We start from the raw sequence: 14210 nt of genomic DNA, 5'->3' as shown, positions 1-14210 counted from the left end.
CGCGTTCTGTGACCTAGCTTCTGATTTGTGATTCCCAAATGGATACAATATATATGCACCCCGTGCAATAAAGTGAAAAGGGAAAGACATGAAAACGCTTATTTATGAAACGTTGATTAGCCTTGCTAACCAAGAACCAGAACAACATGCAAGAATCCGACAAAATCTCTATGAACAGTTGGATCTGCCGTTCGATAAGCAGCTGGCTTTGTATTCTTGTGCCCTTGGTCCTGCAAGTTCAGGCAAGTTGGAGAGCAGTCAAGGCATTAACAACGCGGTAGATTGCGCGGTTAAACTGCTTGAAACTCCTGAGCGCTAATTCACTCGTTGTTTTAATCACGGCCCGAACCCCAAGGGCCGTTTTTAACTGCGGTTAAATTGATTTCAACGTTGTTATTACTCTGCTCTTTCCGCTAACACTTCTTTGAATGCAAACATGCCGTTTAATGCCGCGGGAAACCCTGCGTAGACGGACATCTGCAAAATGATCTCTTTAATCTCATCCTCGCTACAGCCTACATTCAGCGCTGCATTTAAGTGCACTTTTAGTTGCGGCGCGCAATTCCCCATTGCCGTTAGCGCGGCGACGGTTGCGATTTCTCTCGATTTTAGGTCTAAGCCCGGGCGAGCATAAATATCGCCAAACGGATACTCAATGGTGTACTGAGCTAAATCTGGACAAATATCTTGTAAGGTTTCGATGACATTATGACCAGCGTCGCCATCAATTTGAGAGAGTAGTTCTAATCCTTTGTTAAAGCGTGATTGTTCCATCGGTATGTTCCTAGTGAATAAACGTAAACACACCTTAATCGTTAGAGTTAACTCTAAGTCAACGAACTTTTCCGCTTTTATACAAGGCAATTTTTTCTTCTAGAGCCGATAAGTGCTTTTTCTGTTGCTCAATGTGGCGTTTGAGGTTTTCTTGGTGTTGTTCTAACAGGGCTTGACGTTGTGGTACAGATTGAGAGCCGACTTCCCTTAATTTGGCATATTCTAGAATCTCTTCAAGTGGCATTGCAGTTTCTTTTAAACGTTTAACAAAGCTTATCCAGTTTAGATCTTTCGAACTATACATTCGATGTCCACTCGCGTTTCTATGGACATGTTTAAGTAAACCGATTTTTTCATAGTATCGAAGTGTATGAGCAGATAGCCCGACGAGGTCAGAAAATTCTTTGATATTCATTATTATCCTCCAAGGTAGAGCATACCCCATAGAGATAAGCTAAGTTTCGCATTTTGAAGTCATTTCGGGACAGATACAAACAGAAATCTTTAGTCTTTTAACGCTAGGTATGGTGATTTACTGGATTTTTGAAACGCGCCAAACGTGATCCACCTGCCAGTTTCGTTTTATTAACAATTGATTACTAAACGGGTTGGCTTGGCTATTTTTATCCTTTGGGCCTATTTTAGGGCGTACGTAGGTCTTATGTTGCATCTTTTTTGATTGATGTTTTTGCCAATAAAAACAATATTTTAGGTTTGTGTTGGGCTATTTGGGTTGTATGTTGTGTGCCCGTTATTCACTCAGAACGATTTATCGCTGTGCAATGGATGAGTTGCTACGCCTTCGATTTCAGCCTTGAGTTAGTGCTAAAAGGGTGAGTGCCTCTGATGAATAGCTTTTATAATTTCGATTATTGAATTCACTCACAAAAAAATGCAAACAAGTAATCGTGAGTGGAAACGAGCAGGAGAACAACATGAGTGGCTCACAGGAAACACAATCATTCGGTGCAAACGTTATCTTACATGCGTTTGATTGGAAGTATGCTGACATTGCCCAACGAGCAAAAGAAATCCGCGAGCTTGGTTATGGCTCTGTGTTGGTTTCGCCACCAATGAAAAGCGCACACGATGAGCGCTGGTGGCAGCGTTATCAACCACAGGATTATCGTGTTATCGATAATGCTTTGGGTGATACCAAAGATTTTATTCATATGGTTCGTGAACTGGAGCAAGTTGGTGTGTGGGTTTATGCCGACGTAGTGTTTAACCATATGGCAAATGAGGCCCACCTTCGCAGAGACCTTCAGTACCCAAGACAAGAGGTCTTGGAGGAATACCAGAACGACAAACAGAAATATCAGTCGCTAACGTTGTTTGGCGATCTATCTCAACCACTTTTTGATGAAGAGGACTTTGTTGAAGCATTCGGCATTAAAGACTGGAAAGATAAGTGGCAGGTTCAAAATGGACGTATCACAGGTGGGCCAACCGACCCTGGCTTGCCAACTCTTCGTGTTTGTGACCATGTCGTTGAGCAGCAGCGAGCGTACCTCAAAGCGCTGAAAGCTATTGGTGTGAAAGGTTTTCGTATTGACGCTGCGAAACACATGACGTTAGAGCATCTTAAGCGTGTTTGGACAGACGACATCACGCGGGATGTGCATATATTTGGTGAAATTATTACCGATGGCGGTGCGACGGAAGAAGAGTATCAGCTGTTTCTTGAGCCGTATCTACAGGAAACTCGCCTAGGTGCGTACGATTTCCCTTTGTTCTCAACCATGCTTAAGGCGTTTGCTAAAAAGGGCAGTTTCAAGTCTCTGATTGATCCCTATTGTTTTGGTCAGGCTCTGTCCCCCGGTCGTGCGATTACATTTGCTATCACACATGATATTCCTAACAATGATGTCTTTCTTGATCTCATCATGGACGAGGAAAACGAATGGTTAGCTTATGCCTATATTCTAGGCCGAGATGGTGGTGTGCCGTTGATTTATACCGACTTAAACACCAGCGGTATTAAAGGCAAAAATGGTCAGCCAAGATGGCAGGGTGCATGGAGCGATCCGAGAATGGCAAAAATGATCCAGTTCCATAATATGACGCATGGCGAGCCGATGAGTGTTCTTGAAGGTAACGATGACATGCTCGTACTTAAGCGAGGTGACAAAGGTATTGTGGTGCTTAATAAATCACAGCGTCAACAGTCTTTGACATTAAAAATCGATGGTAATTGGGTTGATTTGATGACAGAACAAATCATTCCAACTGACGGTAAGTTAATCGTACCATCTAAGTCGTCAATGTTACTCGTCGCGAACTAGAAGATGTACACACCGAGGTTAGCAATTTCGGTGTGTATGTTTTTCATCGTCATTCACGTTCTGCTGAAATTCAATATAAACTCAAACTCTCTCGTTTTTGCTAGAAATTTATGAGCACTCGTTAACGCAACATTCTGCTTTTAAAAAACCAATTACGTCATCTAAGCACTGATATTCTGCAACACAAAAAAGGGTTCTACCCTCACGGCGCTGGGTGAGAAGACCGGCTGAAGCAAGGCTAGAGATATGATGAGAGAGAGTGGATGCTGGAATGCCAAGCTTTTCTTGTACGCCGCCTACCGCGATACCTTTGTATCCCGCTTTGACGACTTCTTTGTAAATACTTAAACGAGTCGGATGCCCTAACTCTTTTAGTGCTTTAGCAACGGCTTCAAGCTCCATACTGACCTCTAAAGAATGACCACAGTAATTTTGTTTCGATAATAGGGAAAGTCTCAGTAAATGCCAACTATTACGATCTCAGAACAATTTAAATCAGGTGAGATTCATGCTGGCTCATGCCTTCATGACAACAATTGTCTGTTCTAATGAGACAGATCAATCTTCATTATTATTTCACGCCACGTTCAAAATCCCTCGTCTACACTCAATGTTGAGTTGTCAGTTGGCAGACCAAGGAGGCGGCCATGATTGCGGTTCATAGAGATTATTGTTTGTCTAACAGTTCGGAGTTACATGCCCACGTTAAAGTCAATCCTGTCGGTAAATTAGAAGTTGAGATTGTTGAACTTCAAGAGCGCCACACCACAGAGTTTGATGATTTGTCTTTTGAGAGTCGTGGGTGTGAAACTCGAATCTGTGGTAAAGAAGACACAACTCCGTGGCAGTTCAATCTTGCAGTTACTGATGCGTTAGAGCTTTCTCATTTAGTGGAAGAAGCAAACGAAGAGTATGAGATTTTAATGAATGATCTTATGTAATATCGAGAAGATCATTTTATTCTGCACGGCGTGTGGCTCTGTACTGAAAAAATAAAAACCTCCCAAGCGGGAGGTTTTTAATATGGAGTGCGTTATCGTTGGATAGGCTCTTCTCTTGGTGGTATTAGCTCTTGGACGTTATCTTCATTAAAGTCATCGGCGTAACCTTTAGGTGGCGGGGTCCAACCACGTTCTGACCGCGATAGTTTGTCATGACGATCTTTTTGCATCTCTTCCGCCATTTTCTCCTCTAACTGAATAAACAGTTGTCGGAAATTGTTGTCATAGCGTTCACCTTCAGAATCATCTTCCCAAGCTTTGTAGAGTATTTCTGACTTACGTGCTTCAACACGCTTATATGTCGCCTTCTGTTGTTCAACAAAGAAGGGGTGAATGCCAAGGGCTTTCATTGTGTGACCGCCCATCTCCAATGCAGAATGGTAGGTCTCTGATTCAATAATATCAGCTCCCGCTTGACGCAAAAGATAGCCATGTCCACGGTCAAAGGCACGTGCAATCACTGTTACTTTTGGGTATGTGTGCTTAACGTACTTCACCAGTTCTACACTCGATTCTTGGTTATCAATCGCCACAACCAACGCAGCGGCGTGCTCAATGCCGGCTGTATGTAGCATATCTGGTCGAGTCGCGTCGCCAAAATAGGCGCGAGTGCCAATCTGGCGCATGTTATCGACTTGGTCAGATTGATGGTCAAGTACCACGGTAGTCACGCCGTTTGATACCAATAGGCGATTCACTATTTGTCCAAAGCGGCCGATGCCGGCGATGATCACCGTGCCTGTTTCCTCAATCGTATCGCTTTCGCGTTCATTTGACTGGCTTTCAAAGCGCGGTAGAATCACTTTATCAAACAGAATAAACAAACCTGGTGTCAGGAACATCGAAATCGCAACCACTAACGCAAGAGTTTGTGAAAGTTCAAATGGGATGACGTGGTTTTGCACTGAAAAGCTTAGAAGCACAAAGCCGAATTCACCTGCTTGAGCCAAGCTTAGGGTAAACAGCCAGCGGTTGCTGCCTTTCACCCTAAATATCAGTGCAAGAATAAACAGCACCAAGGCTTTCAAAACCATCACGCCAATGGTCAATGCCATGACCAACCAGAAATCACCAAAAAGGACCGAGAAGTTGATCCCTGCGCCAACGGTAATAAAGAACAGACCTAACAATAAGCCTTTAAATGGTTCGATGTTGGATTCTAACTCGTGGCGGAATTCACTGTTCGCCAATACAACGCCAGCCAAGAAGGTTCCTAAGGCAGGAGATAAGCCCACTAAGCTCATCAGCGCAGCGATACCAATGACCAGCATGAGTGCAGTTGCGGTAAAGATTTCTCGCAAACCAGAGCTAGCCACATAATTGAGCAGAGGTCGACTTAAAAAGTGTCCACCAACGACGACGATTGCAATCGATGCTGTGATTACGATGCCGTATGCCCAGCCTGGCAACCCCGCAACGAGGCTTAATTCTTCATGGTGCGCTGCGGCTGTTTGAGCCGCGGACTGTGCCTGTTCAATTAATTCAGGTAAGGCCAATAGGGGAATGAACGCCAACATTGGTATCACGGCAATATCTTGAAAAAGCAACACGGAGAAAGCGTTTTGTCCACCTTCCGTCTTCGTTAATCCTTTTTCGCTAAAAGTTTGCAAAACAATCGCAGTAGAAGAGAGGGCGAAGATCAAACCTATGGCTAAGGCTATGGTCCAAGGCTGGTCAAAGTATAAGGCAATACCCATAATCGCCGCGACGGTACCGCCGACTTGCAGACCTCCTAAGCCCATTAAGCGATTGCGCATCGCCCACAACATTTTGGGTTCGAGCTCTAAGCCAACGAGAAACAGCATCATCACCACGCCAAACTCGGCAAAGTGCTGGATTGTTGTTGTTTCTTCACCGACTAAACCGATAATTGGGCCAATGACCACACCTGCGATGAGATAGCCTAAAACGGACCCAAGTCCCAAACGCTTAGCAAGTGGGACTGCAATTACAGCAGCAATCAAATATACGAAGGCTTGTAAGAATATTCCTGTCATGAAGCCTCCTTAATGAGCTCTGGCAATGCGCTGTTAAGCTTGATTAATGACGCCGCAGCTTCAACATCCAACCTATCTTCGACTAAAGCTGTTAGCAGGCTCTTGTACCGCTCAACATGACGAGGGATTCGCCCTTCTTCATCTGCTGTACGTGCACCAAACATCGCGAGAGGGGCAATGTAGTTCATGCCTGTCAGTGCGGACATTTGTTCAATAGGCGCAAGCAGTTGACGAATCGTAAAGTGGTTGTAGCCCTCTGCCTTATAAGCTTCTTCTTTACCCCCTGCAGACAGCACACAAAGCATGGTCTTGCCTTGCAGTGCTGTGCCATCTGTACCGTAAGCAAAGCCATATTCCAAAACCAGATCTTGCCACTCTTTTAAAATCGCAGGCGTTGAATACCAATATAGTGGGAATTGGAAAATCACCACGTCATGCTCACGTAAGCGTTGCTGCTCACGGTCGATATTAATATCGAAACGAGGGTATTCGCCATAGAGATCAACACATGTCACGCCTTCAATTTTTTGAGCTTCTTTGAAAAGTGGAGTATTCACTTCTGAACGATGCTGGGAAGGATGAGCAAAGAGAATGAGTACTTTTTTATTTGCCATAGGGATCCTTGCTATCTAAGTAACCATGCCCAGTAGGAGCGCGGGTTGGTTAGAAAATGTAACTCATAAATGATCGCCAAGCTAGTTTGGAAAACTGTTTAAGCTGTTTCAATATCAATAAAAAACCACCAAATAAATTGGTGGTTTTGGGAAGCGTTACGTTTTACTAATCATGAATAGGGACGACTAGAATATCCACCGGTGACTTGTTAATTAAGTGTCTGGAGTAAGAAATGATCTTGCTCCAGAAATCTTGGTGGTGACCACAAATCAGCAGATCCACTTCTTGCTCTTTAATGGTGACTTCCAATTTATCAGCCAAATCACCCGTACCTACAAAGAAGTGTTTAAGTGGGTAGTCCATGTAATCACTAAATGTTTTTAAACATTCCATTGAATGCTCATTCAACGGCCTTTGATCCGGGTTTTCTTTAATGTCTACAAGCTCACGATAGATTTCTCCGTGCGTACCATCAATATGAATAAAGGAGATATCGGAGTCGAGATAGTTTGCCATTGATACCGCTCTGTCGATAAGCACGGTGCTTTCATCTGACAGTTCGAGTGCAACAAGGATATGTTTGTATTTCATAACCACGCCCTTATGTGGATTATCTTTACCCTAAGCATAGTATGGCTTGGATAAAAATTGTGTTGCTAAGATCTCGAAATTGTTCAAAGACTTGTTAAAAAGTTAATGTGATATAACAACTTACTGTGAAACTTTCTTTTTGTTCACATTTGGTTAGAAAGCTTGCTTTTTGAACAAAAAAGCGGCTACACTCTGCGCATCATTTCTCTAGGAGATTACGCCAACATGAAGAACTAAACCTGTCATCCATATTTTTACTTATTTTTTGGATCTGCAGGGTTAGTAGGCGTAGCTCACTTTCCGATATTTCTTTGCAACAAGACGACTTTTTGATTTGACGTATATCGTCGAACTTTACATAGAGCTTAATGCGTTTGTGCACGCGTTTTGTTGCAATTTCAAATCATAGCTACGGCTGTTGTCCCTGTCATACAGGAGGCAAATTATGCCAGTTTTACAAGCTTTTAATGTTAGCCATCAGTTTGATAATGGCGATACGCTATTCCAGTCTATTTCTTGTTCCATGACTAAACGACGTGTTGGTTTGGTTGGGCGCAATGGCATTGGCAAGTCGCTTTTGGCTTCCATTTTAGCGGGAGAAATTCAGCCTGCCAGCGGTGTTGTGACTGCTCCCTCTTCTTTCATGATGTATCGCCAGCAGCCGTCTGACCTGCTTTCAGGTCAGCAATCGATCGCCCAGTTTCTGGGCAAAGATGCGGTCTTGCATGCTTTAAAGCAGATTGAACAAGGTGATGTTTCTGAACATTGGTTCGAACTGGTTGGCGAGCAGTGGGATATTGAATTAAAACTCAAACAGCAGCTCGCTGCGATGGGATTACCGCAAGATCCTGATTTCTCTTGTGCTCGGCTCAGTGGTGGTCAGTTGGCGCGTTTGCAGTTATGGCAGTTATTTGAAAACGAAACGGAGCTTTTGATTCTCGATGAACCATCCAATCACCTCGATACCGAGGCGAAACAATGGTTGATAGAGTCTATGACGCATTTCAGCGGCGCGATTTTACTCATCAGTCACGATCGTGAGCTGCTGCGAGAGATGGAGGAAATTTGGGAGCTATCGGGCCTAGGTTTACAGGCTTTTGGTGGAAATTACGATGTGTACGCCGAGAAAAAACGCACTGAACTGCAAGCGGTCGAGAGGCAGTTAGCGCAAGTCGATAAACAGAAAAAACGGTTAGCCGAGCAAGCCCAGAAAAATCGCGAAAAAGCAGACCAACGCGCCGCGCAAGGGAACAAACTGCGCAAAGACGGCAGTCAGCCCAAAATTTTGCTTGATGGAAAAAAGGATAGCGCGACCGCCAGCGCTTCAAATCGCAATAAGAATGAGCAACTCAGACAAGCGCATTTACAAGCCAAAGAACAGGCGTTGCAATCGCGACATGAGCAACTCAAGGCGCAAAAGCTTTCTCTTACAGATAATCCGAACCGTTCGCGAAAAGTGTTGTCGATACAAGAAGGTATATTACCTTTTGGGAATTCTACGCCTATCACGTTGCAGATTTTTGCGAACGACAAAGTCCATCTCAAAGGGAGAAATGGCTGCGGAAAATCAACCTTGTTAAAGACGTTGCTTGGCGAGTTATCGTTGCAGAGTGGTGAGTTGCAAGTGAATACGCCTTTGTATTATCTCGACCAACATTTTGGTGCAGTGAATCCAAATCTTTCGTTACTTGAGAACGTAATGGAGAGCTGCCAAGAGATGACGGAAAGTGAAGCGAGGACCTTATTGGCCGGGATCGGTTTTCGTCGAGATGCTGTGTTTCGATTGGGGCGCCTACTGAGCGGTGGCGAGAAGATGAAGCTCGCGATGCTGATAGTCAGCCACCAAAATTCTCAGCCTTTGCTGCTGCTTGATGAACCAGATAACCATCTCGACCTCGAGTCAAAAATAATGCTTAGTCAGGCGTTAAATACATACAAAGGTGGATTTGTTCTGATCAGTCACGACCAAGATTTCGCTTCTGAGTCTGGGGTTTTGCGCCAAATCGAGCTGACTTAGACGAAAGAGAGTAAACGCCATCGTAGCTCTTCAGTATTGTTCCCAAGTTCTACACCGCCACTTACTAGTTTGTAGAACTGGAAGGAAATGAGGGAGTTAGGATGGCTTTCACAACTCGTTTAATGAAATTAGATTCATTTTGTCGATATATAGTAGAGTTCTGATGTATTGCACAAAAAGACAACAGAAAAATAAAAAGGAATTTCATGAAAAAGAACACCCTAGCACTCACAACGGCTCTCGCACTCGGAAGTGTGTTGTCTGTGGCGTATGCAAATGAAGCGGCGCAATCGTCGGTTGAACAGGTAACCCCGAAAACCATCACGTATCCAACCACACAAAAAGTGGATGTTGTCGATGACTACTTTGGTACAAAAGTGAGTGATCCTTATCGCTGGTTGGAAGACGATCTCAGCCCAGAAACCGCAGAATGGGTTAAGGCACAAAATGCAGTGACGTTTGATTATCTGTCGAAAATCCCTTACCGCGAGCAGATTGAAGAGCGCATCACTAAGCTCATGGACTACGAAAAGCAAAGCCAACCGTTCAAAGAGGGTAAGTTCACTTATTTCTACAAAAATGACGGGCTACAAAACCAAGATGTGCTTTATCGGCAGTTAGGTGATGGCGAAGCAGAAATTTTCCTCGATCCAAATACTTTTAGTGAAGATGGCACCACATCGTTAGCGGGAGTGAGCTTTTCACGTGATGGTTCTTTGGTTGCATACAGCATTTCGGAAGGCGGTAGCGATTGGCGCAAAGTCATTGTGTTAGACACAGAAACCAAAAAGCCCGTCGGCGAAACGCTGGTGGATATTAAGTTCAGTGGCATCAGTTGGTTCGGCAATCAAGGCTTCTATTACTCAAGTTATGACAAGCCAAAAGGGAGTGAACTTTCTGCGAAGACAGACCAACACAAGCTCTACTTTCATAAACTAGGGACGAAACAAAGTGAAGACCAATTAATTTTCGGTGGTGTAAAGGACGAAAAGTATCGCTACGTTGGGGGTTACACGTCGGAAGATGAACGCTACTTGTTTATCTCAGCCAGCGTATCGACGTCGGGCAACAAACTGTTCTTCAAAGACCTGAGTAAGCCAAATAGCTCGCTCAAAACCATTTTAGATAACACCAGTTCTGATACTTGGGTGATAGACAACCAAGGCACGAAACTGTACTTGGTTACGAACCTTAATGCGCCGAAAAAACGCGTCGTGACGGTGGATGCAAGTCAGCCGCAGCCCAAAAACTGGAAAGATGTGATTCCTGAAACAAAGAACGTGTTACGTGTTTCTACCGCGGGTGGCAATTTGTTTGCGAGCTATATTGTTGATGCGATCTCAATGGTGAAGCAATACGATATGAACGGCAAACTCATCCGAGAAATCAAATTGCCTGATATTGGCAGCGCATACGGTTTCTCGGGGAAAAAAGAAGAAACCGAAGTCTACTACTCTTTCACCAACTACAAGATGCCAAGCACTACCTACCGTCTGAACATCAAAGATGGTGATAGCGAGGTGTACTACAAATCTAAGGCGCCATTTGATCCTGCTTTGTATGAATCTCGCCAGGTGTTTTACACCTCAAAAGACGGAACAAAAGTGCCGATGATCATCACCTATAAAAAAGGGACACCGATGGACGGCAGTGCACCAACCATCCTATATGGTTATGGCGGTTTCAACATTAGCCTCACGCCATCTTTTAGCCCGACACGTGCGGCTTGGTTAGAGCTTGGTGGTGTTTACGCGGTAGCGAACATTCGTGGTGGTGGGGAGTATGGTAAAGAGTGGCACAACGCTGGCATTCAAATGCAAAAGCAAAATGTGTTTGATGACTTTATTGCTGCGGCTGAATTCCTAATTGATGAAGAGATAACGTCATCAAACAAGTTAGCCATTAACGGTGGATCGAATGGTGGCTTGTTAGTGGGGGCCGTTATGACGCAACGTCCACAGCTGTTTAAAGTGGCGCTGCCAGCAGTCGGCGTACTGGATATGCTGCGTTACCATACTTTTACCGCAGGTGCTGGTTGGGCGTATGACTACGGCACGGCAGAGCAAAGTAAAGAGATGTTCCAATATCTGAAAAGTTACTCGCCGGTGCACAATGTAAAAGCAGGGGTGGAATACCCAGCAACATTGATTACAACCGGTGATCATGATGACCGTGTTGTTCCTGCTCACTCATACAAATTTGCTGCTGAGTTGCAATCGAAGCAAGCGGGTTCAAATCCGACCTTAATTCGCATCGAAACCAATGCAGGACATGGTGCAGGCACACCAACGCGTAAAATAATTGAGACAAATGCAGATATTTATAGTTTTGCACTGTTCAATATGGGAATAGAGAAACTGCAATAGTGCGAATTGTTTGCGTTTTAGTTATCGAAACGCATCTGCGCTTTATCGCTCGATAATAAAAGGGAATCACAGAGAGTGATTCCCTTTTTATTTATTATAGGCCTACTATTTTAATCTGATGCTAGGCTAATCAAACTAAGGTTTTTTTAAATTATTATAATGTTCTAATTAATCTGAAGAGTGTTGTACGATCGAAATGAAACATTGATCGCGATCACCTAAATCCATTGCACTCTCTATTTATATGGTAAAATTAATTAATCATTTGTTCTAATGATAATTTAATTTTCATAAGTTTTAATATTTCCTTCTTCGTTAGTATTACCAAATTTCAAGTTATATAAGATATAAGTAGCGGTGATTGAACTTTTACGATTCTTTATTTTATTTTAATTAAAGCGTCGAATGTTTCGTCATTATTGAATTTTCTTTGATAATTTATGTTATCCAAAGCGAGTTGTGTTGCTTGCTATTTATGATGACCTCATGACGTGAATAATTTTATAATCATTAAAATGGATACAGTTTTATGAATTTAGTGAAACCGTCTGTTGCCATTATGGTTGCAGCCCTACAACTCGCGTCTTCTGCCTATGCGCAGACAAACAATAACGAAGAACTACAAGATATGTCTGACCCACTTGCGGTATACACCCAAGCGGGCTTTGGTATTACTGATAAAGGCGCGAACATCAAAATCGGTCAAACTTACCAATCTAGCCAGCCTGGTACCATGGCGATGAACATCATTGAAATGAAAGGCATTGGTGGTGAGCTATTTGGCATTCGCGACAATGATGATCCAATATATGCCAACGTTGATGACAGCATTGACTCTTTCCGACTACGTAATTTCCAAGTAGAAGTCGCAAAAGGTCTAGGCCGTCAATTAGATGTAAACTACGACGTTGATAACGATAAATTAGATGCATCTTACAGCTTTATTCAAGGTCTACCTAAGTTTGGTATGTTGCAGATATTTCCTTTAGCTGGTGCGGGTGTCACTATTGCTAATGATTTTAGTGGTGATGACAAAGGTTATGAAATTCCAGGTACTTTCACCGTTGTGGGTATGTACTCAAAAATTGAATTAACCGATAAAATCTGGATTAACTACAACCCAATGTATATGCATACGTTGTCAGGGTCTAGTCAATATAAAGATACTTATTACGTGGGTGAAGATAATATCTTGACTCATGAGTTTGCGTTGTCTTATCAAATTAATCCTCGCGCAAATATTCGTTACTTTGCAAACTGGAATGAGCACGTTAATTTCGGTGATGGTGATCACCGTATCGAATTTAACTACCAATTCTAACTCCCTCGTTTATTTCCAGAATAGAAAGTGTGTTTATCCATATATTTAAATATTTAGGCCAAAGCACTTTCTACATAAAGTAGGTTTATCATGAAAGCAAAATATAAATTTGCGTTGGTATCTATTGCTATATCTTCTGCATTACTATCAGGATGCAAAACTGGCGATATCGCAACGAAAACTGCCCAAGCACCCTCTGTTGAAACCGTTACCCTAACCGAAACAAAAATCACTCCTTATCATACTTTTATCGGTCGAACTGAAGCGGTAAATGACGTTGATATTATGCCGCGAGTCGGTGGAGAATTAACCGCGATTTATTTTAAAGATGGCGATATGGTCGAAAAAGGCCAATTGTTGTTTGAAATCGACGACCGTCCTTACAAAGCGGCACTGGCGTATGCAAAAGCGTCGTTGCAAAAAGCAAAAGCGCAACTCGTTCAAACTACGCGTGATGCAGAACGTGTGAAGAAACTCATCAAAGATAAAAGCATCAGTGAGCAGCAATACGATGACGCCATTGCCGCGCAAGCCGCAGCGATTGCTTCGGTAGAAGAGGCGAAAGCGACGCTGGTTTCATCAAAACTCGATCTTGAATTTAGCTCTGTACGTGCTCCTTTCTCTGGCCGTGTGGGTTTCAGCAACTTCCGAGTAGGTGACCGTATTTCGAAAATTCAACTCGTTCCTCTTGTTTCGATCACTCAAATAGACCCAATTCGCTTTGGCTTTGATGTGGATGAGAAGCTCTACCGCCGCGTAAGAAGTGCTATTGATGTGGCTCATCGTAACGATGACAAACTGGATGTTGATTTAACACTGACGCTTTCAGACGGTTCATTGTATCCGCTGGATGGCAAGATCTACGCCGTTGGCAACAAGATCGATTTAGAAACAGGCTCAATTCGAGCAGAAGCACAATTCGATAACCCAACTTACGCGCTTATGCCGGGTGAATATGGCAACTTGACCATCAAGCTGCGCAACAAAACCATTGATGGTTTGCTTATCCCATCGGTGGCTGTTCAGCAAGACCAAGCGGGTGACTACGTCATGGTGGTTGGTGATGATCACGTGGTGTCTCGTCGTAACGTTGAGCTCGGTCAGACCTACGGTGTGAAACGTGCTGTACTGACTGGTTTGGCGGCTAACGAAAAAGTCATCGTCAATGGTCTACAAAAAGTGCGTCCGGGTGCAACGGTGAAAGACGTTGAGCTACAGAGTGAACAAGGCTGAGTGAGTACTG

At 43.5% G+C, this 14210-nt stretch carries 13 protein-coding genes; 7 read left to right on the top strand and 6 right to left on the bottom strand.

What is annotated here, in order from left to right:
- Positions 1 to 88: 88 nt before the first annotated feature.
- The gene (locus MTF70_RS04055) at positions 89 to 319 is read left to right on the top strand and encodes a PAS factor family protein (RefSeq protein ID WP_005375384.1); all 231 of its coding nucleotides are present in this window, start codon (positions 89 to 91) and stop codon (positions 317 to 319) included.
- 77 nt (positions 320 to 396) lie between these two features.
- Here the strand turns inward: MTF70_RS04055 and MTF70_RS04050 are convergent, their stop codons facing one another.
- Positions 397 to 774: a carboxymuconolactone decarboxylase family protein gene (locus tag MTF70_RS04050; RefSeq protein ID WP_005375385.1), complete on the bottom strand. Its 378-nt coding sequence runs from the start codon at positions 772 to 774 to the stop codon at positions 397 to 399.
- Between the two features lie 58 nt (positions 775 to 832).
- Positions 833 to 1189, bottom strand: a complete 357-nt coding sequence (locus MTF70_RS04045) for a MerR family transcriptional regulator (protein WP_005375386.1) — start codon at positions 1187 to 1189, stop codon at positions 833 to 835.
- 520 nt (positions 1190 to 1709) lie between these two features.
- On the opposite strand from MTF70_RS04045, the gene MTF70_RS04040 reads away from it, so the two are divergent.
- Positions 1710 to 3059, top strand: a complete 1350-nt coding sequence (locus tag MTF70_RS04040) for an alpha-amylase family protein (protein WP_053303801.1) — start codon at positions 1710 to 1712, stop codon at positions 3057 to 3059.
- Positions 3060 to 3167: 108 nt separating this feature from the next.
- Here MTF70_RS04040 and MTF70_RS04035 read toward each other — a convergent pair whose 3' ends face one another.
- Positions 3168 to 3461 (bottom strand): metalloregulator ArsR/SmtB family transcription factor, encoded by a 294-nt coding sequence (locus MTF70_RS04035; protein WP_005375388.1) that lies wholly within the window; start codon positions 3459 to 3461, stop codon positions 3168 to 3170.
- A gap of 245 nt (positions 3462 to 3706) precedes the next feature.
- Here MTF70_RS04035 and MTF70_RS04030 point away from each other — a divergent pair, with 245 nt between their 5' ends.
- Complete coding sequence (locus MTF70_RS04030) at positions 3707 to 4000, top strand: hypothetical protein (RefSeq protein ID WP_005375389.1); 294 nt, start codon at positions 3707 to 3709, stop codon at positions 3998 to 4000.
- A gap of 92 nt (positions 4001 to 4092) precedes the next feature.
- On the opposite strand, the gene MTF70_RS04025 is transcribed toward MTF70_RS04030, so the two are convergent.
- The 3 genes from MTF70_RS04025 to MTF70_RS04015 form a co-directional block, all read right to left on the bottom strand.
- The gene (locus tag MTF70_RS04025; RefSeq protein WP_025768498.1) at positions 4093 to 6057 is read right to left on the bottom strand and encodes a monovalent cation:proton antiporter-2 (CPA2) family protein; all 1965 of its coding nucleotides are present in this window, start codon (positions 6055 to 6057) and stop codon (positions 4093 to 4095) included.
- Entirely contained in the window at positions 6054 to 6671 is a 618-nt protein-coding gene (locus MTF70_RS04020) for an NAD(P)H-dependent oxidoreductase (RefSeq protein ID WP_005375391.1), read from the bottom strand. Before MTF70_RS04020 ends, MTF70_RS04025 begins: the two co-directional genes overlap by 4 nt.
- Positions 6672 to 6837: 166 nt before the next feature.
- Complete coding sequence (locus MTF70_RS04015; protein ID WP_005375398.1) at positions 6838 to 7263, bottom strand: universal stress protein; 426 nt, start codon at positions 7261 to 7263, stop codon at positions 6838 to 6840.
- A 445-nt stretch (positions 7264 to 7708) separates the two neighbouring features.
- On the opposite strand from MTF70_RS04015, the gene MTF70_RS04010 reads away from it, so the two are divergent.
- The 4 genes from MTF70_RS04010 to vmeP all read left to right on the top strand — a co-directional run bounded on the left by MTF70_RS04010 (position 7709) and on the right by vmeP (position 14200).
- Entirely contained in the window at positions 7709 to 9280 is a 1572-nt protein-coding gene (locus MTF70_RS04010; protein WP_205461294.1) for an ATP-binding cassette domain-containing protein, read from the top strand.
- Between the two features lie 206 nt (positions 9281 to 9486).
- Positions 9487 to 11646, top strand: coding sequence for a prolyl oligopeptidase family serine peptidase (locus MTF70_RS04005; RefSeq protein WP_205461296.1), 2160 nt, complete (start codon positions 9487 to 9489; stop codon positions 11644 to 11646).
- A 529-nt stretch (positions 11647 to 12175) separates the two neighbouring features.
- Positions 12176 to 12967 carry a hypothetical protein gene (locus tag MTF70_RS04000; protein ID WP_025768495.1) on the top strand — a complete coding sequence of 264 codons (792 nt, stop codon included), beginning with the start codon at positions 12176 to 12178 and terminating at the stop codon, positions 12965 to 12967.
- Between the two features lie 90 nt (positions 12968 to 13057).
- Positions 13058 to 14200 carry an efflux RND transporter periplasmic adaptor subunit VmeP gene (vmeP, locus tag MTF70_RS03995; RefSeq protein WP_025768494.1) on the top strand — a complete coding sequence of 381 codons (1143 nt, stop codon included), beginning with the start codon at positions 13058 to 13060 and terminating at the stop codon, positions 14198 to 14200.
- Positions 14201 to 14210 lie beyond the last annotated feature (10 nt).

It is taken from the genome of Vibrio sp. 2CM40D (assembly GCF_023161825.1).
Classification (GTDB): domain Bacteria; phylum Pseudomonadota; class Gammaproteobacteria; order Enterobacterales; family Vibrionaceae; genus Vibrio; species Vibrio alginolyticus.
The sequence above is the reverse complement of the archived record's forward strand: the minus strand, read 5'-3'. Positions and strand labels throughout refer to the sequence as shown.

Excerpts from the sequence above, each read along its gene's own strand:
- MTF70_RS04055 (WP_005375384.1), top strand. The coding sequence starts at position 89 with ATGAAAACGCTTATTTATGAAACGTTGATTAGCCTTGCTAACCAAGAA.
- MTF70_RS04050 (WP_005375385.1), bottom strand. The coding sequence starts at position 774 with ATGGAACAATCACGCTTTAACAAAGGATTAGAACTACTCTCTCAAATT.
- MTF70_RS04045 (WP_005375386.1), bottom strand. The coding sequence starts at position 1,189 with ATGAATATCAAAGAATTTTCTGACCTCGTCGGGCTATCTGCTCATACA.
- MTF70_RS04040 (WP_053303801.1), top strand. The coding sequence starts at position 1,710 with ATGAGTGGCTCACAGGAAACACAATCATTCGGTGCAAACGTTATCTTA.
- MTF70_RS04035 (WP_005375388.1), bottom strand. The coding sequence starts at position 3,461 with ATGGAGCTTGAAGCCGTTGCTAAAGCACTAAAAGAGTTAGGGCATCCG.
- MTF70_RS04030 (WP_005375389.1), top strand. The coding sequence starts at position 3,707 with ATGATTGCGGTTCATAGAGATTATTGTTTGTCTAACAGTTCGGAGTTA.
- MTF70_RS04025 (WP_025768498.1), bottom strand. The coding sequence starts at position 6,057 with ATGACAGGAATATTCTTACAAGCCTTCGTATATTTGATTGCTGCTGTA.
- MTF70_RS04020 (WP_005375391.1), bottom strand. The coding sequence starts at position 6,671 with ATGGCAAATAAAAAAGTACTCATTCTCTTTGCTCATCCTTCCCAGCAT.
- MTF70_RS04015 (WP_005375398.1), bottom strand. The coding sequence starts at position 7,263 with ATGAAATACAAACATATCCTTGTTGCACTCGAACTGTCAGATGAAAGC.
- MTF70_RS04010 (WP_205461294.1), top strand. The coding sequence starts at position 7,709 with ATGCCAGTTTTACAAGCTTTTAATGTTAGCCATCAGTTTGATAATGGC.
- MTF70_RS04005 (WP_205461296.1), top strand. The coding sequence starts at position 9,487 with ATGAAAAAGAACACCCTAGCACTCACAACGGCTCTCGCACTCGGAAGT.
- MTF70_RS04000 (WP_025768495.1), top strand. The coding sequence starts at position 12,176 with ATGAATTTAGTGAAACCGTCTGTTGCCATTATGGTTGCAGCCCTACAA.
- vmeP (WP_025768494.1), top strand. The coding sequence starts at position 13,058 with ATGAAAGCAAAATATAAATTTGCGTTGGTATCTATTGCTATATCTTCT.